This window comes from Streptomyces sp. NPDC051987, from assembly GCF_040680735.1.
Lineage (GTDB): Bacteria > Actinomycetota > Actinomycetes > Streptomycetales > Streptomycetaceae > Streptomyces.
Genome location: NZ_JBFAXI010000078.1, coordinates 1 through 22045, shown reverse-complemented (window position 1 = coordinate 22045; position 22045 = coordinate 1). Strand labels below are relative to the sequence as shown.

Annotated in this window: 20 protein-coding genes and 6 pseudogenes; 11 read left to right on the top strand and 15 right to left on the bottom strand. The window is 70.2% G+C overall.

The features are described from left to right. Window positions 1-135: 135 nt before the first annotated feature. Both AB0M11_RS31110 and AB0M11_RS31105 read right to left on the bottom strand, forming a co-directional pair. Window positions 136-1500 (bottom strand): aspartate aminotransferase family protein, encoded by a 1365-nt coding sequence (locus tag AB0M11_RS31110; RefSeq protein WP_365711353.1) that lies wholly within the window; start codon window positions 1498-1500, stop codon window positions 136-138. Between the two features lie 2 nt (window positions 1501-1502). Continuing rightward, window positions 1503-2021 (bottom strand): Lrp/AsnC family transcriptional regulator, encoded by a 519-nt coding sequence (locus AB0M11_RS31105; protein WP_365711351.1) that lies wholly within the window; start codon window positions 2019-2021, stop codon window positions 1503-1505. A gap of 165 nt (window positions 2022-2186) precedes the next feature. Between AB0M11_RS31105 and AB0M11_RS31100 the strand changes: the two genes are divergently transcribed. Together AB0M11_RS31100 and AB0M11_RS31095 are read left to right on the top strand one after the other, a co-directional pair. Further along, entirely contained in the window at window positions 2187-3626 is a 1440-nt protein-coding gene (locus AB0M11_RS31100) for a gamma-aminobutyraldehyde dehydrogenase (RefSeq protein ID WP_365711349.1), read from the top strand. 180 nt (window positions 3627-3806) lie between these two features. After that, window positions 3807-5000: an extracellular solute-binding protein gene (locus AB0M11_RS31095; RefSeq protein WP_365711347.1), complete on the top strand. Its 1194-nt coding sequence runs from the start codon at window positions 3807-3809 to the stop codon at window positions 4998-5000. A gap of 36 nt (window positions 5001-5036) precedes the next feature. Here AB0M11_RS31095 and AB0M11_RS31090 read toward each other — a convergent pair whose 3' ends face one another. After that, window positions 5037-5435 (bottom strand): hypothetical protein, encoded by a 399-nt coding sequence (locus tag AB0M11_RS31090; protein ID WP_365711345.1) that lies wholly within the window; start codon window positions 5433-5435, stop codon window positions 5037-5039. A gap of 54 nt (window positions 5436-5489) precedes the next feature. Here AB0M11_RS31090 and AB0M11_RS31085 point away from each other — a divergent pair, with 54 nt between their 5' ends. The 3 genes and pseudogenes from AB0M11_RS31085 to AB0M11_RS31075 all read left to right on the top strand — a co-directional run bounded on the left by AB0M11_RS31085 (window position 5490) and on the right by AB0M11_RS31075 (window position 6189). Further along, on the top strand, window positions 5490-5699 hold the full coding sequence (locus tag AB0M11_RS31085) for a hypothetical protein (protein ID WP_365711343.1): 210 nt from the start codon (window positions 5490-5492) through the stop codon (window positions 5697-5699). 49 nt (window positions 5700-5748) lie between these two features. Then, window positions 5749-5796, top strand: a pseudogene (locus tag AB0M11_RS31080) (hypothetical protein); the annotation flags it as partial. Window positions 5797-5877: 81 nt separating this feature from the next. Next, window positions 5878-6189 (top strand): transposase, encoded by a 312-nt coding sequence (locus AB0M11_RS31075; RefSeq protein WP_365711389.1) that lies wholly within the window; start codon window positions 5878-5880, stop codon window positions 6187-6189. Between the two features lie 102 nt (window positions 6190-6291). On the opposite strand, the gene AB0M11_RS31070 is transcribed toward AB0M11_RS31075, so the two are convergent. After that, window positions 6292-7200, bottom strand: a complete 909-nt coding sequence (locus tag AB0M11_RS31070; protein ID WP_365711341.1) for a helix-turn-helix transcriptional regulator — start codon at window positions 7198-7200, stop codon at window positions 6292-6294. Between the two features lie 127 nt (window positions 7201-7327). Between AB0M11_RS31070 and AB0M11_RS31065 the strand changes: the two genes are divergently transcribed. From AB0M11_RS31065 to AB0M11_RS31055, 3 genes are all read left to right on the top strand, one after another. After that, complete coding sequence (locus tag AB0M11_RS31065; RefSeq protein ID WP_365711339.1) at window positions 7328-8107, top strand: MBL fold metallo-hydrolase; 780 nt, start codon at window positions 7328-7330, stop codon at window positions 8105-8107. Between the two features lie 58 nt (window positions 8108-8165). Then, on the top strand, window positions 8166-9179 hold the full coding sequence (locus AB0M11_RS31060) for a superoxide dismutase (protein WP_365711337.1): 1014 nt from the start codon (window positions 8166-8168) through the stop codon (window positions 9177-9179). Between the two features lie 360 nt (window positions 9180-9539). Next, on the top strand, window positions 9540-10811 hold the full coding sequence (locus AB0M11_RS31055; RefSeq protein WP_365711335.1) for a multidrug effflux MFS transporter: 1272 nt from the start codon (window positions 9540-9542) through the stop codon (window positions 10809-10811). Between the two features lie 161 nt (window positions 10812-10972). On the opposite strand, the pseudogene AB0M11_RS31050 reads toward AB0M11_RS31055, so the two are convergent. From AB0M11_RS31050 to AB0M11_RS31025, 6 genes and pseudogenes are all read right to left on the bottom strand, one after another. Continuing rightward, a pseudogene (locus AB0M11_RS31050) lies at window positions 10973-11153 on the bottom strand (short-chain dehydrogenase); the annotation flags it as partial. A gap of 378 nt (window positions 11154-11531) precedes the next feature. Further along, entirely contained in the window at window positions 11532-12473 is a 942-nt protein-coding gene (locus AB0M11_RS31045; RefSeq protein WP_365711333.1) for a hypothetical protein, read from the bottom strand. Window positions 12474-12828: 355 nt separating this feature from the next. Further along, window positions 12829-13797: an aldo/keto reductase gene (locus AB0M11_RS31040; protein ID WP_365711331.1), complete on the bottom strand. Its 969-nt coding sequence runs from the start codon at window positions 13795-13797 to the stop codon at window positions 12829-12831. A gap of 210 nt (window positions 13798-14007) precedes the next feature. Next, window positions 14008-14202, bottom strand: a pseudogene (locus AB0M11_RS31035) (DUF4440 domain-containing protein); the annotation flags it as partial. 2 nt (window positions 14203-14204) lie between these two features. Further along, window positions 14205-15011 (bottom strand): MBL fold metallo-hydrolase, encoded by an 807-nt coding sequence (locus AB0M11_RS31030; RefSeq protein ID WP_365711329.1) that lies wholly within the window; start codon window positions 15009-15011, stop codon window positions 14205-14207. Window positions 15012-15265: 254 nt separating this feature from the next. Then, window positions 15266-15742: pseudogene (locus tag AB0M11_RS31025) on the bottom strand (helix-turn-helix transcriptional regulator); the annotation flags it as partial. Between the two features lie 6 nt (window positions 15743-15748). Here AB0M11_RS31025 and AB0M11_RS31020 point away from each other — a divergent pair. Then, on the top strand, window positions 15749-16111 hold the full coding sequence (locus AB0M11_RS31020) for a hypothetical protein (protein ID WP_365711327.1): 363 nt from the start codon (window positions 15749-15751) through the stop codon (window positions 16109-16111). Between the two features lie 129 nt (window positions 16112-16240). Here the strand turns inward: AB0M11_RS31020 and AB0M11_RS31015 are convergent. Next, window positions 16241-16532 (bottom strand): annotated as a pseudogene (locus AB0M11_RS31015) (aldehyde dehydrogenase family protein); the annotation flags it as partial. 130 nt (window positions 16533-16662) lie between these two features. On the opposite strand from AB0M11_RS31015, the gene AB0M11_RS31010 reads away from it, so the two are divergent. Then, window positions 16663-17424, top strand: a complete 762-nt coding sequence (locus AB0M11_RS31010) for an SDR family oxidoreductase (protein WP_365711325.1) — start codon at window positions 16663-16665, stop codon at window positions 17422-17424. A 186-nt stretch (window positions 17425-17610) separates the two neighbouring features. On the opposite strand, the gene AB0M11_RS31005 is transcribed toward AB0M11_RS31010, so the two are convergent. The 4 genes from AB0M11_RS31005 to AB0M11_RS30990 form a co-directional block, all read right to left on the bottom strand. Continuing rightward, window positions 17611-18498 (bottom strand): sugar phosphate isomerase/epimerase, encoded by an 888-nt coding sequence (locus AB0M11_RS31005; protein ID WP_365711323.1) that lies wholly within the window; start codon window positions 18496-18498, stop codon window positions 17611-17613. A 260-nt stretch (window positions 18499-18758) separates the two neighbouring features. Further along, entirely contained in the window at window positions 18759-19475 is a 717-nt protein-coding gene (locus AB0M11_RS31000) for a response regulator transcription factor (RefSeq protein WP_365711387.1), read from the bottom strand. A 223-nt stretch (window positions 19476-19698) separates the two neighbouring features. Beyond that, window positions 19699-20394 (bottom strand): glycerophosphodiester phosphodiesterase, encoded by a 696-nt coding sequence (locus tag AB0M11_RS30995; RefSeq protein WP_365711321.1) that lies wholly within the window; start codon window positions 20392-20394, stop codon window positions 19699-19701. Window positions 20395-20498: 104 nt separating this feature from the next. Then, on the bottom strand, window positions 20499-21566 hold the full coding sequence (locus AB0M11_RS30990) for an adenosine deaminase (RefSeq protein WP_365711385.1): 1068 nt from the start codon (window positions 21564-21566) through the stop codon (window positions 20499-20501). A gap of 201 nt (window positions 21567-21767) precedes the next feature. Between AB0M11_RS30990 and AB0M11_RS30985 the strand changes: the two are divergent. Beyond that, window positions 21768-22045: pseudogene (locus AB0M11_RS30985) on the top strand (hypothetical protein); the annotation flags it as partial.

Here is a 22045-nt window from a genome sequence, read left to right as displayed (position 1 = left end):
AACGAAGGCTGGGCCGATCGGTCACGTGCACGCTAGGCAGATCCGGGGCCGGAGCCCGGACAGCGCGCGGCCCCGGGCCGCGGTTCTCACTCGAACGGGCGGCGCCGGGGCCGGATCGGACCGATGATCCGATGATCAGAGCTTGGTCCACGCCTCCGTGAGGGTGGCGCGCAGGATCTGCTCGATCTCGTCGAAGGTCTCCTGGTTGGAGATCAGCGGCGGGGCGAGCTGGACGACCGGGTCGCCGCGGTCGTCGGCACGGCAGTACAGGCCGTTCTCGAAAAGGGCCTTCGAGAGGAAGCCGTACAGGACGCGCTCGGTCTCCTCCTCGTTGAAGGACTCCTTCGTCGCCTTGTCCTTGACCAGCTCGATGCCGTAGAAGAAGCCGTTGCCGCGGACGTCGCCGACGATCGGCAGGTCGTGCAGCTTCTGCAGGGTGGAGAGGAAGGCGCCCTCGTTGTCCAGGACGTGCTGGTTGAGGTTCTCGCGCTCGAACAGGTCGAGGTTGGCGAGGCCGACCGCCGCGGAGACCGGGTGGCCGCCGAAGGTGTAGCCGTGCAGGAAGGTGTTGCCGCCCTGGTAGAACGGCTCGGCGACGCGGTCGGAGACGATGCACGCGCCGATCGGGGAGTAGCCCGAGGTCATGCCCTTGGCGCAGGTGATCATGTCCGGGACGTAGCCGAACTTGTCGCAGGCGAACATGGTGCCCAGGCGGCCGAAGGCGCAGATGACCTCGTCGGAGACGAGCAGCACGTCGTACTGGTCGCAGATCTCGCGCACGCGCTGGAAGTAGCCGGGCGGGGGCGGGAAGCAGCCGCCCGCGTTCTGGACCGGCTCCAGGAAGACCGCGGCGACCGTGTCGGGGCCCTCGAAGAGGATCTGCTGCTCGATCTGGTCGGCGGCCCAGCGGCCGAAGGCCTCCGGGTCGTCGCCGTGGATCGGGGCGCGGTAGATGTTGGTGTTCGGGACCTTGTGGGCACCGGGCACGAGCGGCTCGAAGGGGGCCTTTAGCGCCGGCAGGCCGGTGATGGACAGGGCGCCCTGCGGGGTGCCGTGGTAGGCGACCGCGCGGGAGATGACCTTGTACTTGGTCGGCTTGCCCTGCAGCTTGAAGTACTGCTTGGCCAGCTTCCAGGCGGTCTCGACGGCCTCGCCGCCGCCGGTGGTGAAGAAGACCTTGTTCAGGTCGCCCGGCGCGTGGTCGGCCAGCCGCTCCGCCAGCTCCACGGCCTTCGGGTGGGCGTACGACCACACCGGGAAGAACGCCAGCTCCTGGGCCTGCTTGAAGGCGGTCTCGGCGAGCTCCGTGCGGCCGTGACCGGCCTGGACCACGAACAGGCCCGCGAGACCGTCCAGGTAGCGCTTGCCCTTGTCGTCGTAGATGTAGGTGCCCTCGCCCCGGACGATGGTCGGGACGGGCGAGTTCTCGTACGAGGACATGCGGGTGAAGTGCATCCACAGGTGGTCGTACGCGGTGCGGCTGAGGTCCTTCTGGGTCACGGTTATCGGGTTCCCCACATGTAGGTCTGCTTCTTCAGCTTCAGGTAGACGAAGCTCTCGGTGGAGCGCACGCCGGGCAGCGCCCGGATGCGTTTGTTGATGACGTCCAGCAGGTGGTCGTCGTCCTCGCAGACGATCTCCGCGAGGATGTCGAACGAGCCCGCGGTCATCACCACGTACTCGACTTCCGACATGCCGGTCAGCGCGTCCGCGATCGACTCGACATCGCCCTCGACGTTGATGCCGACCATCGCCTGCCGACGGAAGCCCACGGTGAGCGGGTCCGTGACGGCGACGATCTGCATGACGCCCTGGTCCAGCAGCTTCTGGACGCGCTGGCGCACGGCCGCCTCCGACAGGCCGACGGCCTTGCCGATCGCGGCGTACGGCCGGCGGCCGTCCTCCTGGAGCTGCTGGATGATGGCGAGGGAGACGGCGTCCAACTGCGCGGTGCCGTTCCTGGACTCGCGGGACGAGTCCCTCTGGTCTGCGCTTCGACTGGCCACGGGGTCACTGTGCACGACGTCTCGGCGGTTCCGCAAGGCCGTATCGATGAAATTCGTTGTCTGAGGTGTCGTTGATTGCGGATTTCGCAGACGTGGCGCCGGTGGGGGTGTTGAAAACGTGGGATCTCGGATTACTGTGGGTGTCTCAGTGAATGGACACCCGAACCTGGAGGGCCGGCAGTGAGCACCGAGCTGCGTCGTCTGCGCAACTACATCGACGGTGAGTTCCGGGACGCCGCCGACGGGCGGACCACCGAGGTGGTCAACCCCGCGACCGGCGAGGCGTACGCGACCGCCCCGCTGTCCCGTGAGGCCGACGTCGACGCGGCGATGGCGGCCGCGGCCGCCGCCTTCCCGGGCTGGCGCGACACCACCCCCGCCGAACGGCAGAAGGCCCTGCTGAAGATCGCGGACGCGTTCGAGGAGCGGGCCGAGGACCTCATCGCGGCGGAGGTGGAGAACACCGGCAAGCCGACCGGGCTCACCCGCTCCGAGGAGATCCCGCCGATGGTCGACCAGATCCGGTTCTTCGCCGGCGCGGCCCGGATGCTGGAGGGCCGCTCGGCCGGTGAGTACATGGAGGGGATGACCTCGATCGTCCGCCGTGAGCCGGTCGGCGTCTGCGCGCAGGTCGCGCCGTGGAACTACCCGATGATGATGGCCGTGTGGAAGTTCGCCCCGGCGATCGCCGCGGGCAACACCGTGGTCCTGAAGCCGTCGGACACCACCCCGGCGTCGACGGTCCTGATCGCCGAGATCGTCGGGGAGATCCTCCCCAAGGGCGTCTTCAACGTCATCACCGGCGACCGTGACACCGGCCGCCTGATGGTCGAGCACCCGACCCCCGCGATGGCCTCCATCACCGGTTCCGTGCGGGCCGGCATGTCGGTCGCCGAGTCCGCGTCCAGGGACCTCAAGCGGGTGCACCTGGAGCTGGGCGGCAAGGCGCCGGTCGTGGTCTTCGAGGACACCGACATCGCCAAGGCCGTCGAGGACATCTCCGTGGCGGGCTTCTTCAACGCCGGCCAGGACTGTACGGCGGCGACCCGGGTCCTGGTCCAGGCGTCCATCCACGACGAGTTCGTGGCCGCGCTCGCGAAGGCCGCGGCCGAGACGAAGACCGGGCACCCGGACGACGAGGACGTGCTGTTCGGCCCGCTCAACAACCCGAACCAGCTCAAGCAGGTCTCCGGGTTCATCGAGCGGCTCCCGGCCCACGCCAAGGTCGAGGCCGGCGGCCAGCGGGTCGGCGACAAGGGGTACTTCTACGCGCCCACCGTCGTCTCCGGGCTGAAGCAGGACGACGAGATCATCCAGAACGAGGTCTTCGGCCCGGTCATCACCGTCCAGTCCTTCACGGACGAGGACCAGGCCGTGGAGTGGGCCAACGGCGTCGAGTACGCGCTCGCGTCGTCCGTGTGGACCAAGGACCACGGGCGGGCGATGCGGATGTCGAAGAAGCTGGACTTCGGCTGCGTGTGGATCAACACGCACATTCCGCTGGTCGCGGAGATGCCGCACGGCGGCTTCAAGAAGTCCGGGTACGGCAAGGACCTGTCGGGGTACGGGTTCGAGGACTACACGCGGATCAAGCACGTGATGACGTCGCTGGACGCGTAGGTCGTAGGGCGTGGGTCAGGTCGTGTGTCGGCTGCGGGTGCGTGGGGGCTGGTCGCGCAGTTCCCCGCGCCCCTTCCGGGGCGCCGCGCTGCCCGGCCTCGACAAGGTGTCGGGTACCCGTCAGGCGGCTTGACGCAGCGTCGATTGCCCGGCGACGGGCGGGCGCGACATCCTTCAGGTGTGCCTCAGACCACGTCCCGGACGCCCGCGCTCACCCGTCGGTCCCTGCTGCGCGCCCTCGGCGGCACCGCCGCGCTCGGCGCGCTGGCCGGGTGCGGGGTGCCCGCCGCGTACGTCAGGGCCGGCGACCGCGCCGTGACCGACCTGTCCGCCAGGGACCACAGGCTGGTCTTCGCGAACTGGCCGCTGTACATCGACGTGGCCGACGACAACCCGAACAAGCGGCCCACCCTCGACGCGTTCGGGAAGCGCACCGGGATCTCCGTCGACTACATCGAGGAGATCAACGACAACGACGAGTTCTTCGGCAAGATCAGCCCGGCGCTGATGAACCACCAGTCCACCGGCCGGGACCTGATCGTCATGAGCGACTGGATGTGCGCGCGGTTCGTCCGCCTGGGCTGGGTCCAGAAGATGGACCGCGCCCACCAGCCGAACGTCGCGCGGAACCTGGACCCCCTGCTGCGCTCACCGGCCTTCGACCCGGGCCGGCTCTCCACCGTGCCGTGGCAGTCCGGCATCACCGGCATCGCCTACAACCGCAGGAAGCTGGGCCGCGAGATCCGGCACGTCAAGGACCTGTGGGCGAGCGACCTCAGGGGCCGGGTGACCCTGCTCTCCGGCCTCGACGAGGCGTTCGCGCTGCTCATGCAGGGCAACGGCGTGGACATCACCCGGTGGACGGCCGACGACTTCCACGACGTCTGCGACGAGGTGCAGCAGCAGGTCGACCGGGGCCAGATCCGCCGCTTCACCGGCAACGACTACACCAAGGACCTGGTCAGCGGGGACGTCCTGGCCTGCCAGGCCTACTCCGGCGACGTCATCCAGCTCCAGGCCGACAACCCCGACATCCGCTTCGTCGTCCCCGAGGAGGGCGCGGAGCTGTGGTCCGACTCCCTGATGATCCCGGACCGCGCCGCCCACAAGGCCAACGCGGAACGCCTCGTCGACTACTACTACGAGCCGGAGGTCGCCGCCGAGCTGGCCGCCTGGGTCAACTACGTCTGCCCCGTCCCGGCCGCCCAGCGGGTCCTCGCCGACTCCAGGGACAAGGACACCGCGGCCCTCGCCGGCAACCCGCTGATCTTCCCCGACGCGGCGATGCGCAAGCGGCTCGCCGTCGCCCGGGACATCACGTCCACGGAACGGGTCGAGTTCGCCAAGCGCTGGAACGGCATCGTCGGGCTGTAGGCCCGAGCTCAAAAAGAGGGACAGTTGGCACCGAGATCACGAACGTTCTCCGAGGTGGCGGCGCATCACCTCCGCTCGGGCCGTGGCCACGAGCGGCGTGTAGGGCCCCGCGACCGCCGATGCCTCGATCTGGAGCCACGCCTGGTGGAATGCCATCTGAGCCAGTAGGCCGCTGACTTCGTCGGTGAGCTGTTGTCGTACGGCGGAGGAGGACTTGGGGCGACGCCGTATGCGGTACGGCATCTCCAAGTACTCTTCGACCGCCGTCAGAGCTTCGGCGAAGGTCTTGGCGCGGCGTTCCCTGCGTACGGCCCGCTGGTCGAGGGCGTACGTGAGGTAGGCGCCCAAGGGAGCGATACACGGGACGATCAGCGCGGCCGTCTGGGCCCAGGTCCAGTTGCCGTCCGTCGCTTGTGCCGCCGCGACGACCGCCACGACCACTGGGTCAGTACGGTGAGCGGTGTACTCCCAAGCTGGAAGCGACAGTTGATGACTGACGTGACGAGTGACATCGAGGCCGGGGAGGCTCCTGTGGGTGCGACGAGCGCCGTGGATGACGGGCTGGTCGCCGAGCTGGTGGCCCGGGCCCAGGCCGGTGGGGTGAAGCTCACCGGGGAGGGCGGCCTGCTGCAGCAGCTGACGAAGCGGGTGCTGGAGTCCGTGCTGGAGGGCGAGCTCACCGACCATCTGGCCCGGTGAGCGGGCCGAGGGCGGTCGGGAGAGCCGCAACGGGCACCGCTCCAAGACGGTGATCACCGAGTCGGGACCGGTCGAGACCGCTGTGCCGCGGGAACGGGCCGGGTCGTTCGAGCCGCAACTGGTCAAGAAGCGCCAGCGGCGTCCGGGCGGGGTGGACGACGCGGAGATCTCCAAGTCCATGATCTCCACGATCACCGACAGCGTGATGGCCGGCATGACGGTCACCGTCGAGGGCCACCGGGACATCCTGGGCCTGTGGATCGGCGACGGCGGTGAAGGCGCAAAGTACTGGCTCCAGGTACTGACCGAGATCAAGAACCGCGGCGCGGCCGATGTCCCGATGCTGGTCTGTGACGGCCTGACCGGTCTTCCGGACGCTGTGAACACGGTCTGGCCCGCGACGATCGTCCAGCCTGTGTCGTTCACCTCGACGCTGACCAAATCCGACCGAGTTCCACCGTTCGCTATACAGACCCCTCCGGCGGCCTGATCGGTCACCGTTCGGAGGCCGGGTGATTCGGAGGCGCGCGTGACGTCGGCTTTCAAGACGCGATTGCAGTGGCGCGGGGTGCCGCGGTCCCGAATCACCCGGTCACTGCCGGCCCTGGTGGGCCTCACGGAAGGCTCCCGGCGTCACGCCAGTGTGGCGGGTGAAGAACTTGCCAAAGTTGGTGGGTTCGGGGAAGCCGAGGCGGCGGGCTATGGTCGCCACCGGTTCGTCGGTGTGGGCGAGCAGCCGCCTGGCTTCCAGGGCCACGCGGCCGTCGATGACGTGTTTGACGGGCTGCCCGGTGGCGGCGGTACAGGCACGTGTGAGGGTCTTGACGGTGTATCCGAGGCGGTGGGCGTAGTCGGCGGCGCGGCGGGTGGTGGCATAGGAGCGTTCCAATTCGACGCGGAAGCGGGCGTAGACCTCGCCGCCGGCGTGCGGGTCGCCACCGCCGTCGGGGTGGGGCAGTCGGTCGACCTGCAACAGCACGGTCGCCAGCAGGAGTTGGAGGATCTCCGCCGACGCGGTCCCCTTCGGGCGGTCGTACTCTGCCCGCAACTGGCCCAGCAGCGTGGACAGCACGGCGTATTCGGGACTGGTTCCCAGTTGCCGGCACGCGGGCCCGTACCACTCGTTGACCAGCCGGTCGGCGCTGCTGGTGTGCGGCGGGAAGGTGGGTGTGAACAGCAGGTGGGTGCCGTTCGCGGTGCCCGGTCGCACGAAGCGCTGCACCTGGCCGGGGCGGATCCACAGCAGGGTGCCCGGACGCAGGGGATGGGTCACGAAGTCGATGGCGTGTTCGCCGCTGCCCTCGGTGATGAGGGTGAGGGTGTGGAAGTCGACCCGGTGCACCGCGTCCTGGCGACTGCGCCGACGCCGGCGCCGCTCGTGCAGGGTGGCCAGGTCGATGATCTCGAAGCCGGGAACCCGTTCCTCAGGCGGGTTGAAGTCGAGCCGAGGGATGGCGCCGCCCTGGGAAGGGTCGCCGTCGGCAGGATCCGCCGGGATCATCACGATCTCCTGAATGTCCTCGATTCACCATGTCGGGTCTCCAGCCTATCTCGTCTGCCTGCGGTTTCGCGGCGAGAGTAGAACGCGTCAAGGCAGCGCAAGGCCGCCCTCACCGCAAGGAGCATCCATGAACGGCACGGTCACGGTCCTCGACAAGGGCGCCGTCCGGATCCACAGCTACATGTCCCCGGCGGACACCTTCCACACCACCACCCAGCTGATCGAGACCCCGGCACGGATCATCGCGATCGACGCCCAGCTGCTTCCCGCCTACGCCGACGAGGCGGTCGCCTACGCCAAGGGGCTCGGCAAGCCGCTGGACCGGCTGATCGTCACCCACGCCCACCCGGACCACTACAACGGCGCCGCCCGCTTCGGCGTCCCTGTCCAGGCACTTGCCGAGGTGCGCGATCAGATCATCGCGCGCGGCGACAGCCGACTGCCCACCGGCCAGGTCATCCCGGTCACCGACTTCGTCCCGACCGTGGAGCTGACCCCCGGCACCGAGGTCATCGACGGCGTCCCGTTCGTCTTCGAGGCCGTCTCCGGCGGTGAGGCCGCCGACGAACTCCTCGTCAAGCTGCCCGAGCAGGGCGTCCTGGTCGCGCAGGACCTCGTCTACAACGACGTCCACCTCTACCTGGGCAACAACGACATCAGCGGCTGGCAGCAGGCCGTTGCCGCGCTGGCCGCGGAGTCCGGTTACGACACGATCCTCGCCGGCCACGGTCTGCCCACCGGCCCGGAGGTCTACGAGGACGTGCGCCGCTACCTCGCCGATGCCCGCGAACTGCTCGGCGACGACGGCGAGGCGTACAAGAAGGCGATCGTGGACCGATACCCGTCGCATGTCGGCCCGTTCATCATCGACATCGCCAACCGGTCGCTGTTCCCGGCCGACCGCTGACCCCGGCTGCTGGCTTCTCGATCCCACCCCTGACGCACGCCACGCAGGAAGACCCGTCATGTACTCAGCTCGTCTTCGTCAGCCGCGCACCGCAGCCGTCGCGGTGGCCTCACTCCTCGTCCTGAGCGCGGCCGCCCCGGCCCTCGCCACCGCCGATACGACCGGGAAACCGGCCGTGGCTGCGGCCCACCACCGCTCTGCGCTGCCCACCAGCTACACGATTCCCGGCAGCAAGACCTACCCCGAGGGCATCGCCCGCCAGCACGGCACGCCCTACTTCTACGTCGGCAGCACCACCGACGGCACCATCTACCGCGGTGACGTCCACCAGCCGGAGACCAAGGTGTTCGTGCCGGGTGGTGAGGACGGGCGCACCTCCGTCGCCGGCATGAAGACCGACCCCGCGGGCCGGCTCATCGTCGCCGGCGGCGCCACGGGCAAGGTGTTCGTCTACGACACCCGTACCCGCGACCTGCTCCACGTGTTCGACACTGGCCGCACCGACGGCTTCCTCAACGACGTGGCCCTCGCCCCGAACGGCGACGTCTACATCTCCGACTCCACCCATCCGGCGCTGTGGCGCATCACCGCCGCGCAGCTGAAGAGCAAGGCCGTCCGACAGCCCCTGCAGGTGGGCGCGGACCTGAGCCACTCCCCGATCGACTACAACGCCGGTTTCAACGGCAACGGCCTGGTCGTCACGGAGAACGGCCGCTATGTCTTGCTCTCCGACTACAACGACTACGCCTTCTACCGGATCGACATCCACACCCACGCGGTCGTTCCGATCGACCTCTGCGGCGCACAAGGCGTCTCCGGTGACGGCATGCTGCTGCATGGCAACACGCTCTACGCCGTCACCGAGCAGGACCACCCCGAGGGACAGATCAGCATCCTGAAGCTGAGCGACGACTTCACCCGGGCCAGGGTCGTTCGGACCCTCCACGACCACGGCATGCACAGCCCGTCCACGGCCGCCTTCGACGGCCACGACCTGCTGATCGTCAACTTCCAGTTCCAGATCGCCGAACCGCAGCTTCCCTTCAACGTGGTGCGTGTCCCCGTCAGGTGACGACTCGGCAGGACCGCTCGCCAAGAGGACACGGCCACCGTGCCCGGCACCGCCGGCCTCACGGGCGTCAGGGCCGTGCCTCGCGGCGGCGGTGTACATCCCCAGCGCCGCCTACCTCACGAACAAAGACCCCGACCTCCTCCGCGCCCACCTCGACCGCTGAAACCGCCAAGAAGACACCCCTCCCCCCAGCCGGTGGCACCCACCAAACGGACGCCACCGGCACGGGCAGAACTGACAGAAATCCGGCGCACGCCCCACGCTCGGCCACCGGGCAGCCGTGCAGCACATCCAGGCCACCACGACCACACCCCCCGTGCCCACGGCACCGGATCCGCCCCACCCAGCCCTGGAACCGACATGCCCGACACACCACCGACCAGCGCCGAAACAGACGCCTCGCCCCGTCCCCCGACTCCCGACCACAGCCCCCGTCGCCCCGCCCTCGTCCTGATCCTGGGCTCCCTGACCGCCCTCGGTCCGCTCACCATCGACCTCTACCTGCCAGCCCTTCCGCAGGTCAGTTCCGACCTGCACATCTCACAGGCCGTCACCCAGCTCACCTTGACCGCCTTCATGCTCGGGATCGCCCTGGGACAGCTGATCATCGGACCGCTCAGTGACACCGTCGGCCGACGAGGGCCCCTTCTGATCGGGCTGACCGTGTACGTCACAGCAGGCGCCGTGTGCGCACTCGCCCCGAGCCCGGCGGTGCTCATCGGCATGCGCCTGGTCCAGGGCCTGGCCGGCGCCGCGGGCATCGTCATCGCCCGGGCCGTCGTCCGCGACCTCTACGAGGGACTCGCCGCCGCCCGCCTGCTGTCCTCACTGATGCTGGTCTCCGGCACGGCACCGATCCTCGCCCCCGTGCTCGGCGCCCAGTTGCTGCGCCTGACCTCCTGGCGCGGCGTCTTCGCCGCCCTTACCCTGCTGGGCCTGGCCGTCCTGGCCGCTACCACCAGCCTGCTGACCGAGACTCTGCCCAACTCCCGGCGCCGACCCAGCGGACTGGCCACCACGCTGCGCACCATGCGCGGTCTGCTCCGTGACAGCCCCTTCACCGGGTACCTGCTCACCGGCAGCCTCGGCTTCGCCGCCCTGTTCGCCTACATCGCCGGTTCCTCCTTCACCCTCCAGGAGATCTACGGCGCCTCCCCGCAGAACTACAGCCTGCTCTTCGCCCTTAACTCGATCGGCATGGTCACAACAGGTCAGCTCAACGGCAAGCTGCTCCTCGGCCGCTTCCCCTCACACCGCATCCTCGCAGCGGGCCTGGCCGTGCTCGGTGCTGCCGGCACCGCTCTGGTCCTCATGGTCACGGCCACGCACGCGGGCCTGCCCTGGATCGCTGCCGCCCTCTTCCTCACCGCCTGTCCCGTCGGCATGATCCTGCCCACCACCACGGCGCTCTGCCTCCAGCGGGCCCCGCACGCGGCGGGCAGCGCCTCCGCACTGGTGGGTACCACCCAATTCCTCATGGGTGCCCTCGCGCCGGCCCTGACGGGCCTCGGCGGTCGGTCCGCCGCCCTCGCCATGGCCGTATCGGTCCTCGGCCTGGCGCTGGCCGCGGCGGGCTGCTTCCTTACCTTCTGCCGACCCTGGAGGGACGCCCCCGACCCGCTGAGCCAGTGAGCCGGTGCACCAGGGCAGGAACCGCATCCGTCCTTCCGCGCGATTACCAGTGGTTCTCCGCCAGCCGTCTGTGTCCGCCCGCGCCGGGTTCGTTGGAGGAGTACGCGGCCCGGTTCGATGACCTTTTCGCCAGCCTGGCTCAGCGACGGGGGTTTGTGAGTAACTGATGCGGGGTCGGTGACCTCAAGGGCAAGCGGAACGGCATCGGGGTGCCTCACCGTGCGCGGGTCACGGGCCGTGGCGTAGACCTTGCTCCACGCCCGTACAGCTCCTCGACCAGCATTGTGCCGATACCCCGGCCACCTCCGGTGACAAGGCGATAGCGCCTTCGATTGCTGTCACGACTACCTCTTGGCAATGAGAAACCGAGGCGCTCCACCGGCCGGGTCGGCCCGTTGGTCGCCAGCCGGGAAGACCGGGCAGGTCGTGGTGGCGTGGCTGAGCAGTACGGCTTGCTCCTTGAGCACACCTTCCAGCTGATGAAAAGACCCTCGGGTGGCCACCCGGATCCGTCTTCTGCGCCATGACACCGCCGACTTGCGGCGGCCGGGTGTTTCGGAAGGCCACTTGGCCCGAGGAACCGGCGAGCCGCCACCCGCAGGGAGGTGTGCGGTCGCGAGGCCTGGACATGCGGCCGGATTTCTGTCGGTTCTGCCCGTGCCGGTGGCGTCCGTTTGGTGGGTGCCACCGGATGGGGGGAGGGGTGTCTTCTTGGCGGTTTCAGCGGTCGAGGTGGGCGCGGAGGAGGTTGGGGTCCTTGTTCGTGAGGTAGGCGGCGCTGGGGATGTACACCGTGTGGTCGTGGACGGCGACGGAGGTGGGGGTCTGCAGGCCGTCGGCGGCGGTGAGGACGGGGGTGTGGGTGCCGTCGGGGCGGACGAGGTCGACCTGGTTGTCGTCGCGGGCGGCGAGGAGGGTGTCGCCGTGGCCGGTGAAGGCGAAGTCGTCGATGGAGGGCATGCCGGTGGCGCGGACCTGGATGGGGCCCGCGGTGCCCCGGGCGGTGAGGGGGATGCGCAGGACGGTGCCCTTGTCGAGGTTGGTGGCCCAGACGGCGCCGTTGTGGAGCTTGAGGCCGTTGGCGCCGGCGAACGAACTGGGCTCCAGGGCTTTGCCCTTGGCCCACACGACGGCCTTGCCGCCGCGGGCGGGGAGGCGGTAGACGACGCCGTGCACGGAGTCGGTGACGTAGAGGCGGCCGGTGTGCTGGTCCAGGGCGAGGCCGTTGGGCAGTCCGTCGGCGGGAAGGGCGGCGATGCGGTGCGGTCGGCCGCCGCGAGGCACGGCCCAGACGCCCGTGAGGCCGGCGGTGCCGGTGGCGTAGGTGGCGTAGAGGGTGCCGTCATCCGCGCGGGCGATGCCGCCGACGAACGCCTTGCCCAGGTTGGGGGTGTTGGCCTTGGCGGGAGCCGGGAGGGTGGCCAGCACGTGGATCCGTCCGGACGGGGTGACACGGACGATCTGCCGGGCGAAGGAGAACGTGAGGTAGGCGGAACCGTCCCCGCCCACGGTGATGTTCTCGGGCTGCTGCCCGGCGGACAGCGTGAAGTGGGCCGCAATACGGGGACTGGAGAGAGGCTGGGTGGCTGCGGTGGCGTTCGCCGTGGTGGTCAGCAGGGCGGCTGAGGCCGCGAGGACGGTGAGCAGGTATCGGCGGGACATGAGGATGGTTCTCCTGGTGCGGGGTGGTGAAGGTGGATGTTCTGTCGTCGGGTCCGCGTCGCGGCCGACCATGGCAAGGAAGCCGGTGTGGATGGGAGGTACCGGCTCGGGAGGCGACGATCTTGACGGTGCTCGCCCAGTCGTGGCCGTCAGCACGGACCTGCCGTGCTGTGTGCAGCACCTGCTGGAAGCCCTTCAGCTCACGCCCGTGCCTGAGCGCGCCGACGTCGACCGGGTGCGGCCCGCCGGACGGGACTCGCCGGCGATGAAGACTTCCAGCGCCGTGCCGGCCCCCCGTCCGGCCGTCAGCGTCGTGGTGAACGTGGTGTTGTGGGCCCTGACCATACGTGCTGGTTCAGTGACCGCTGATGCCGTGCGGGCGGTAGGGCTGCTGGAGCGCCTCGATCTCCTTGCCGGCGAGCCGGATCTCGACCGCCGCGACCGCGTCATCGATGTGGTGCGGCTTGGTGACTCCGACGATGGGCGCGGTGACGGGATCCTGGTGCAGCAGCCAGGCCAGAGCGACCTGGGCGCGGGGAAGCCCTCGTTCGGCAGCAACCGCGGCAACCGCCTCGACGATCTCCCTGTCCCCCTCCTCGTACAGCTTCCTGCCGAACTCGTCGGAGCGGCTGCGCTCGGTTGCCTCGTCCCAGTCCCGGGTCAGACGTCCGCGGGCCAGCGGACTCCACGGCATGACGCCGACTCCCTGGTCCGTACACAACGGGAGCATCTCGCGCTCCTCTTCGCGGTAGAGGAGGTTGTAGTGATTCTGCATGGAGACAAAGCGTGTCCAGCCGTTCACCCGCGCCGTGTACTGGGTCTTGGAGAACTGCCAGGCGTACATCGAACTCGCCCCGATGTAGCGGGCCTTGCCCGCCTTGACCACGTCATGCAGGGCCTCCATCGTCTCCTCGACCGGAGTCGTAGGGTCGAAACGGTGAATCTGGTAAAGGTCGACGTAATCAGTGCCCAGGCGGCGCAGACTGTGGTCGATCTCAGTCATGATCGCCTTCCGCGACAAGCCTGCGCCGTTGGGGCCCGGCCGCATCGGGGCATACACCTTGGTCGCCAGGACGATCTCGTCACGACGAGCGTATTCGCCCAGCGCCCGGCCAACGATCTCCTCGCTGGTACCTCCCGAGTAGGCGTTGGCGGTGTCGAAAAAGGTGATGCCGGCGTCGAGTGCCCGTCGAATCAGGGACCGGGAGGCATCCTCGTCGAGGGTCCACGTATGGGCGCCACTGCCGGGAAGACCGAAACTCATGCACCCCAGGCAGATTCGGGAAACCTCCAATCCGGTCGACCCGAGCTTCACGTATTGCATATGTCTCTTCCTTCTCACTCTGCCGTCACCTCAGTGCCGGCTCCCCTGTCGATCTGCAAGATGTATTCGCGCGAACTCTTGACGGCGGGGGCGTGCATGGCGCCAGGGACGGGACCAGGGGGCCCGGGGCGGCATGTTCCAGGAGGGCGCGGCTGGTGGTGGAGGGCTGAACACGGACCGCGGTCACCAGCGCTGCCAGCAGCAGGCCGAGAGCTTCTCCATGACGTTGGAGGTCACGCCCTCGGGGGTGCGGTAGGTGCCGGCGAGCGGGAAGCCGGCCATCTCCGTCCACTCCACGTCGGGGGCGAGAGTGCCCCGCAGGGCTGTCAGGTCGCCGGCTGCGGAGGCCAGGTACTGGCGCCGTACGACGTCGGCGGGTGCGCTGGAGGTGACGAAGTCACCCATGCTCAGCCCCACTTCATCTCGCCCTTGGCGACCTTCGAGCCGATCTGCGCAGCGATCAGCATGCCGTGGTCGGGAAAGCGCTTGACCAGGGCGTCGTTGAGCGCGGTCCCGTCGGCGGCCCTGCCCAGTTCCTCCTCGAAGGCGAGGAGGTAGTCGCGGGTGGCGGTGATGGCGGAGGCGTCGGCGGGAGCGCCGGGCAGGCGATGGCCGGGGACGACGAACTGCGGGTCGAGGGCGGTCATCTGGTCGAGTAGGTCGATCCAGGTCGCGCGGTCGCCGGGGGTGGGGGTGTCGGCCACCCAGACGTGCTCCTGCTGGAAGAGCAGGACGCCACCGAGCAGGGCGCGGTGCTCGTCCTGCCACAGGTAGTGCCGGTCGGGCAGGCCGACCGGGCCGCCCTTCAGCTCGAACCGGTGGCCCTCCAGGGTGAGGTCACCGGTCAGCGGCTCCAGGTCGACCAGACGCGTGGGCAGATTCGCCCCGAGGGCCGCCCAGGCCTTCAGCTTGCCCTCGTAGGAGTGGGCGATGTGCTCGATGACGAGGGGGGTGGCGAAGAATTTCGCCTCGGGGAAGGCGTCGGCGATGACCTCGGCGCCGAAGTAGAAGTCGGGGTCGGCGTGGGAGACGAAGACGGTGGTGAGCTTCTTGCCGGAGTCGAGGATCTCGGCGGCCAGGCGGTGGCCGTCGGCGCGGGTGAAGGCGGCGTCGACGAGGAGGGCCTCGTGCTCGCCGGTGACGAGGGTGGCGGTCTTGTTCTTGCTGCCGGCCGGGAAGTCCAGGTCCAGAATCTTGAAGGACAGCGTGCTCAACTTTGGCTCCTTGCAAGGGGCGACGGGACGGCAGGGCCTGGATTCGGGCACGGCGGCCGGCTCGGTGATTCACGCGTCCGCATCGAGCGATACTCCGTGAACATCTCCTAGCCGTTCTCCGCACCGATCCTGAATCCTCCACTTGGAGCCGTGCCGTCGCGTGATCGTCTTGACCGCGTTCAACCCTTTCCCCGCCGGAACGCGGCGACAAGGTAGAAAGGAGACTCCGCGGGGTTAAAAGGCGACAGCGGCAATCAGGGCCCCACCGTGGAGTGAGGACTGTCAGAGTGGAAGGGCTCGCGGAAGGCACCAGGAGTCGAACCTGTGTGCCGGGTGAAGAACTTGCTGAAATTGGTGGATTCGGGAAAGCCGAGGTGTCGGGCGATCGTTGACACGGGCTCGTCGGTGTGTGCGAGCAGCCGCCGGACCTCCAGGGCGACGCGCTGATCGATGACCCGCTTGACGGGCTGTCCGGTAGCGGCCATGCAGGCGCGGCTCAAGGTTCTGACGGTATAGCCCAGACGGTCGGCGTAGTCCGCGGCGCGGCGGGTGGTGGCGTAGGACCGCTCGAGCTCGGCACGGAACCGGACGTACACCTCCCGGCCGCCCGGCGGATCATCGTGCTCGTCGCTGCACGGCAGCCGGTCGATGTGTACCAGCGCGGCGGCGAGGAGGTGCCGGAGCAACTCCGGTGACGCCGTGCTGTCCGTCCGGTCGTACTCCGCACGCATCCCGCGGTGGTCATCTACACCACCCGCACGCCGACCCGTCAACTGCCCGATGCGGCCTCGCCCATCGCCCTGGTGCAGACAGACCGCGGCGGAGATGCCACCTATCACGGTCCCGGCCAGCTCATCGGCTATCTCGTGCTCAGCGTGCGCGAGCTCGGTCCCCGTGGGCTGATCCGCCGTGTCGAGCGCGCGCTCATCGATGCCCTGGACAGTCTCGGTTTTCCAGCGGTCCGCCGGGAGACGCCGCTGGGGTCGGAGAGTCTGGTGGGCGTGTGGACCCCCGATCACCGCAAACTCGCCTCGATCGGCATGCGCATCAGCGGGAGCGTCTCAGTCACGGCTTCGCCCTCGACGTCGACCCCGACCTGAGTGTCTACACCACCTTCACTGCCTGTGCCCTGCCAGGCGTTCGGATGACCTCCCTGGCCGAACGCGCCGCCGAACAGGGCCGGCCGACCCCGTCTCACGCCGACGTACGCGACGCGGTCGCACGAGCAGTCACTCACTGGAGGTGGGGAAGGTGAACCCCGCGGTGAGCTCCTGGGCGGGCTGCGGCCAGCGGGTGGTGACGACCTTGGGGCGGGTGTGGAAGCGGATGCCCTCGGGGCCGTGGATGGGGAGTCGCCGCGAGGGAGTCCTTCCAGCCGCCGAAGGAGCAGTACGACATGGGGACCGGCACCGGGACGTTGATGCCGATCATGCCGATCATGCCGACCTTGATCCTCCGCTGGAAGCGGCGGGCGGCCTCACCGGAACCGGTGAACAGGGCGGTCCCGTTGCCGTAGGGGTTGTGTGGCGCGCGGCATGTGGCGGACGTCGGGCGGTCGGCGGACGTCGGGCGGTGGGCGGGCGGGGTCGGTTTGAATGACGGAGTCGCAGGCGCCGGGCGCCGGCCCGGCCGGAAGGGAGACACCCCACTCATGGCACTTCTTCAGGACAAGGTCGTCCTGGTCAACGGCGGCAGCCAGGGCGTCGGCGCCGGCGTGGTGCGGGCGGCGGTGAAGGAGGGCGCGACCGTCGTCCTCACCGGCCGCCGAGCCGAGACCGGCGAGCGGCTCGCCGCCGAGACCGGCGCGCTCTTCGTACGGGCCGACCTCGCCGACCCGGCCCAGGCGCGCGCCGGCGTCGAACGCACCGTGGACGCGCACGGCCGGATCGACTGCCTGGTCAACGCGGCGGGACTGACCTCCCGCGGCTCGCTCCTGGACACCACGCCGGAGCTGTTCGACCAGCACATCGCGGTCAACCTGCGGGCGCCGTTCTTCTCGATGCAGGCGGCGGTGGCCGACATGGTCGCCCGCAAGGCGCCGGGCGCCGTCGTCAACATCATCTCGAACTGCGCCCACGGCGGGCCGCCGTTCCTGGCGCCGTACTCCGCGGCCAAGGCCGGTCTCGCCGGGCTGACCCGGAACGCGGCCCATGCGCACCGCTGGGACCGGATCCGGATCAACGGCCTCAACATCGGCTGGACGGACACCGAGGGTGAGGACGCCGTCCAGCGCGCCTTCCACGGCGCGGGTGACGACTGGCGGGACCGGGCCGCCGCGTCGCTGCCCATGGGCAGGCTCGGCCAGGTCGAGGAGATCGCCGACTTCGTCGTCTTCCTGCTGTCCGACCGCAGTGGGGTGGTGACCGGCTCGGTCATCGACTGGGACCAGAACGTCTTCGGCACCCAGGGCTGACGGGCGGCTCGCCGGTACCGCCGACGGGTCGGGGCAGGCCGAGGGGCCAAGGGCGGCGCCTCGGTGGGCTGCGGCGGGCGGGCGGGCGGCGGCGGTCGGGTCGCCCCGTTGTGCCCGTCGCCGTCGCCGTCGCCGTCGCCGCCCCCGTCGTCCCCGCTGCGCCCGTCTCGGCGGTGCCCCGGTGGGCTACGCGGTGGCCCGCAGTACCGAACGCAGGTGCTCGGCGCTGGCCCACACGTCGTCGACCGGGCCCTTCTCCGCGGGTTCCTCGGTGAGGATGGTGTCCTGCTCCAGGACGTACCAGCCGTCGTACCCGTGGCTGCTGAGGTGCGTCACGATCGCCTGGACGTCCACGTCGCCCGCGCCCAGCGGGCGGTACATGCCGGCGCGCACGGCCTCGGTGTAGGTGAGGCGGCCGGACTGGACCCGGGCGGCGAGAGCGGCGTCCACGTCCTTCATGTGGGTGTGGGCGATCCGCTCGGGGGCCTGCCGGGTCAGCTCGGCGGGGTCGGTGCCGCCGATGAGCAGGTGGCCGGTGTCGAGGCAGAGGGAGATCGAGGAGTGCTCCAGGACCCGGCGGACCTCGTCGCCGTTCTCGATCATGGTGCCGACGTGCGGATGCAGCACCGCGCGCACTCCGCGCTCGGCGGCCAGCGCGGTCAGCCGGTCGAGGTTGGACAGGAGCAGCTTCCAGCCGTCCGCGTCCAGTTCGGGCCGGGAGTCGTAGCCGTCCTGGCCGGTGATGGCGGAGAGGACGAGGACCTCGGCGTTCGATGCGGTGTAGCCCGCCAGGAGCTGCTCGGCCTCGGGCAGCGGGTCGTGGCCGGGCACGTGCAGCAGCAGCGGGGTGAAGCCGCCGACGGCGTGCAGGTCGTGGTCGGCGAGGACCCGGGCCATCGCCTCCGGGGCGGCGGGCAGGAAGCCCTCGGGGCCGAACTCGGTGGCGGCCAGGCCGACCTCACGCATCTCCTTCAGTACCCGCTCGGGCGTCAACTGGTAGCCCCAGCCGGGCACTTCACACACGCCCCAGGAGATGGGCGCGCCGGCGATCCGGTTCAGCTGCGGGGTGGTCATGCCGTGGCCTTTCGATGGGTCCAGTGGGGGCGTCGCCCGGTACGGCCGTCATGGCCTCGGCCGCGTGAGCGCCACCGTGCCCGGCGTGGCGTCGCCGGCCGGTCTCGCACGGCGGGCGGCCAGGCCGTCGGCGTGCTCGCAACGCTAGGTTCGCGCGAGGGTCAGGTGAAGCCCCCGAATCCATCATTTTCCCGTCATCGGGGCCATCATTTTCCGGACGGCGCCGCTCGGGCCTTCACGTTCCACCCGCGTCGTCCCCCTCAGGCTGCCGGCCGGATCAGCCCCGACTCGTAGGCGAAGGTCACCGCCTGCACCCGGGCCCGGGCGCCGATCTTCGCGAGGACGTTGCTGACATGGGTCTTCACGGTGGTCGGGGCGATGTGGAGCCACTGCGCGATCTCGGCGTTGGTCCAGCCGGCGGCCACGGCGATCAGGACGTCACGCTCGCGCCCGGTGAGGGCGCCCGGCCCCGAGGCGCGGGGGAGGGGGCGGACGGTGTCGTGCTGGCGGACGGCGTCGATGAGCGCGCGGGTCAGTCCGGGGGTGATGACCGCGTCGCCGGCGGCCACCACGCGGATGGCCGCGATCAGTTCGGCCGGGTCGGCGTCGTTGAGCAGAAAGCCCCCGGCGCCCGCCCGCAGGGCCGCCCAGGCGTCCGCCTCCTGCTCCGGCGCGGTCAGCATCAGGATCCGGGAGGCGGCCGCCGCCTCGCCGGTGAAGGCGGGAGCGACGGCCGGGGTGCGGGTCCGGGGCCCGGCGGCCGGGCGGGCGATGTGCCGGATGGTGTCGAGGGCGTCCGCCCGGGACAGCTGGCTGTCCATCAGGACGACGTCGGGGCGGAGCGCGGCGCTCGCACGGATCGCCTCGTCCCCGTCCGCCGCCTCCCCGACGACCGTCAGGCCGGGCTCGGCGGCAAGGAGCGTCCGCAGGGCGAGGCGCTGGAGGGATTGGTCGTGGACGACGAGTACGGAGACCATGCCTGTCTTCTCCATGCGGAGGTCCGTTCTCCTGAACGAAACAGTTTCGTTCAGATGGTACGCCTGGCATCGGCGCTCCGGGAGAGGGGGTCTGCCCGCGCCGGCTCGGTGGGGTACGCCACGGCGCCATCCGGTACGGCCTGGTACGGGACGACGGCCCGGACTCGGCGCCGGTGCCGCAGTGCGTGACGCGGCAGGCGCCGAGTGATCCGGTGACGGTGCCTCAGACGTCCGTCGTGTAACCGCGCACCGCGTTGAGCACGTCCACCCTGTTCGTGGTGATCGAGTCGACGCCGAGATCGAGCAGCCGCCGCATCGAGCGGCGGGTGTCCGGGGTCCAGCACGAGACCAGGTGGCCGCTGTGGTGGACGTGCTCGGCCAGCGCGCGGTCGAGCAGGCTGAAGCGGTAGTTGAGGAAGCGGGGGCGGATCGCGTCCAGCAGCACGGGGCGGGTCGGCGCCAGGGTCTTGCGGGTCAGGGCGATCTCGGCGGACGGGTCGGCCGCCCGGACCGCCAGCATCGCGACGGCGTCCCCGGTGTAGTAGACGCGGTCCGTCGCGTCGCACTCCCGGGCCACCGCCACGATCCGCGCCACCGCCCGCTCGCCCGGCTCTCCGGGCAGGTCGATCATCACCCGGCCGCCCTCCGTCGCTGCCAGCGCCTCGGCGAGGGTCGGGACGCCGCCCGCGGTGAGGCCGCGGACCTCGTCCGCCGACAGGGCGTGCAGCGGGCGGTCGTGCCCCCACAGCCGCTTGAGCGTGTCGTCGTGCAGGAGGACGGGAACGCCGTCACGGGTGAGCCGTACGTCGATCTCCACCGCGTCCGCGCCCCGGCGGAGCGCGGAACGCAGGGAGTCGAGCGTGTTCTCGCGGAAGCGGTAGGGGTCGCCGCGGTGCGCCACGGCGGTCACTGTCTGCATGGGCCCATGGTGTCAGGGCTGCGCGGGGGAGCGTCAGGGGCCGATCAGGGTTCGTCAGGTTCCACCGGGGTCCGCCAGGTTCCGTCAGGTTTCGCCGGGGTCCGTCAGGGGGCGAGCCACGCCTTGGTGTAGGCGTCGATCTCGGCCGAGATCCGCGACATGCCCGTCGGGTCCAGGAAGGACGCCTCCACCGCGTTCTTCGCGAGGTCCGCGACGCCGCGCTCGTCGAGGCCGAGGAGGCGGGCGGCGACGGCGTACTCGCCGTTGAGGTCCGTGCCGAACATCGGCGGGTCGTCGGAGTTGACCGTGACCAGGACACCGGCGTCCACGAAGGCCCTGATCGGGTGCTCTTCGAGGGTGCGGACCGCGCGAGTGGCGATGTTGGAGGTCGGGCACACCTCCAACGCGATCCGGTGCTCGGCGAGGTGGGCGAGGAGCTTCGGGTCCTGCGCGGAGCTGGTGCCGTGGCCGATCCGTTCGGCGCGCAGGTGGGTCAGCGCGTCCCAGACGGTGCCGGGGCCGGTGGTCTCGCCCGCGTGCGGGACGGAGCGCAGGCCGGCCGCGATCGCCCGGTCGAAGTACGGCTTGAACTGCGGACGGGGCACCCCGATCTCGGGGCCGCCGAGCCCGAACGACACCAGGCCCTCCGGGCGGATCCGGTCGTCGGTCGCCAGCCGTGCCGTCTCCTCCGCGGCCTCCAGACCCGCCTCCCCGGGGATGTCGAAGCACCAGCGCAGGACCGTGCCGAACTCGGTCTCCGCCGCCTTGCGCGCGTCCTCGATCGCGTCCATGAAGGCCCGCTCGTCGATCCCGCGCCGGGTGGACGAGAACGGAGTGATCGTCAGCTCGGCGTAGCGCACCTGCTGGCGGGCCAGGTCGCGGGCCACCTCGTAGGTGAGCAGCCGTACGTCCTCGGGGGTACGGATCAGGTCCACCACCGACAGGTAGACCTCGATGAAGTGGGCGAAGTCCGTGAACGTGAAGTAGTCGGTCAGCGCCTCGGGGTCGGTCGGGACCTTCGAGTCGGGGTGCCGTGCGGCCAGCTCCGAGACGATGCGGGGGGAGGCGGAGCCGACGTGGTGGACGTGCAGTTCGGCCTTGGGCAGGCCTGCGATGAAGGCGTGCACGTCGCGCGCGTCCTGCACGTCGGGCGCGTCCTGCGTGTCGCGCAGGACGGCGGGGTCGGTGTGGCGGTCGGTCAAGGGTTCCTCCCCGGAACGGCGCGGGCCGCCTACGGCGGGGTACGGCCGTGGGGCCCGACGCGGTGATCGGCTGATCGGTGATGCGAGGTCATCGTAGGCCGGACCCGCGTTCGAACGGACCGAGCCGTAGCATGACGGCGGCACGCGGTCGGGGAGAGGGGACATCGCGGGATGGCTGACGAGGCGCCGGAGACTCCGAAGATACGGCTGGACAAGGGGGAGGCGGCCGGGACGGGGGCGCCGGCGGTGCCGCCGTCGCTCCCTGACCAGCGGACGGTCGCGGAGCTTCCGGGAGCGGGCGTCCCCGCCGGCCCGGCGCCGCAGGGCCGGGCCGACCCGTACGCCGCGCCGTACGCCGACCCGTACGCCGCGCCGTACGCCGACCCGTACGCCGCGCCGTACGCCGACCCGTACGCCGCGCCGTACGCCGACCCGTACGCCGCGCCGTA

Bases quoted from the DNA above. Each gene is read 5' to 3' on its own strand.
- AB0M11_RS31065 (WP_365711339.1), top strand. From the start codon at position 7,328: ATGAACGGCACGGTCACGGTCCTCGACAAGGGCGCCGTCCGGATCCAC.
- AB0M11_RS31045 (WP_365711333.1), bottom strand. From the start codon at position 12,473: ATGTCCCGCCGATACCTGCTCACCGTCCTCGCGGCCTCAGCCGCCCTG.
- AB0M11_RS31055 (WP_365711335.1), top strand. From the start codon at position 9,540: ATGCCCGACACACCACCGACCAGCGCCGAAACAGACGCCTCGCCCCGT.
- AB0M11_RS31010 (WP_365711325.1), top strand. From the start codon at position 16,663: ATGGCACTTCTTCAGGACAAGGTCGTCCTGGTCAACGGCGGCAGCCAG.
- AB0M11_RS31075 (WP_365711389.1), top strand. From the start codon at position 5,878: ATGATCTCCACGATCACCGACAGCGTGATGGCCGGCATGACGGTCACC.
- AB0M11_RS31040 (WP_365711331.1), bottom strand. From the start codon at position 13,797: ATGCAATACGTGAAGCTCGGGTCGACCGGATTGGAGGTTTCCCGAATC.
- AB0M11_RS31005 (WP_365711323.1), bottom strand. From the start codon at position 18,498: ATGACCACCCCGCAGCTGAACCGGATCGCCGGCGCGCCCATCTCCTGG.
- AB0M11_RS31000 (WP_365711387.1), bottom strand. From the start codon at position 19,475: ATGGTCTCCGTACTCGTCGTCCACGACCAATCCCTCCAGCGCCTCGCC.
- AB0M11_RS31070 (WP_365711341.1), bottom strand. From the start codon at position 7,200: ATGATCCCGGCGGATCCTGCCGACGGCGACCCTTCCCAGGGCGGCGCC.
- AB0M11_RS31085 (WP_365711343.1), top strand. From the start codon at position 5,490: ATGACTGACGTGACGAGTGACATCGAGGCCGGGGAGGCTCCTGTGGGT.
- AB0M11_RS30995 (WP_365711321.1), bottom strand. From the start codon at position 20,394: ATGCAGACAGTGACCGCCGTGGCGCACCGCGGCGACCCCTACCGCTTC.
- AB0M11_RS31060 (WP_365711337.1), top strand. From the start codon at position 8,166: ATGTACTCAGCTCGTCTTCGTCAGCCGCGCACCGCAGCCGTCGCGGTG.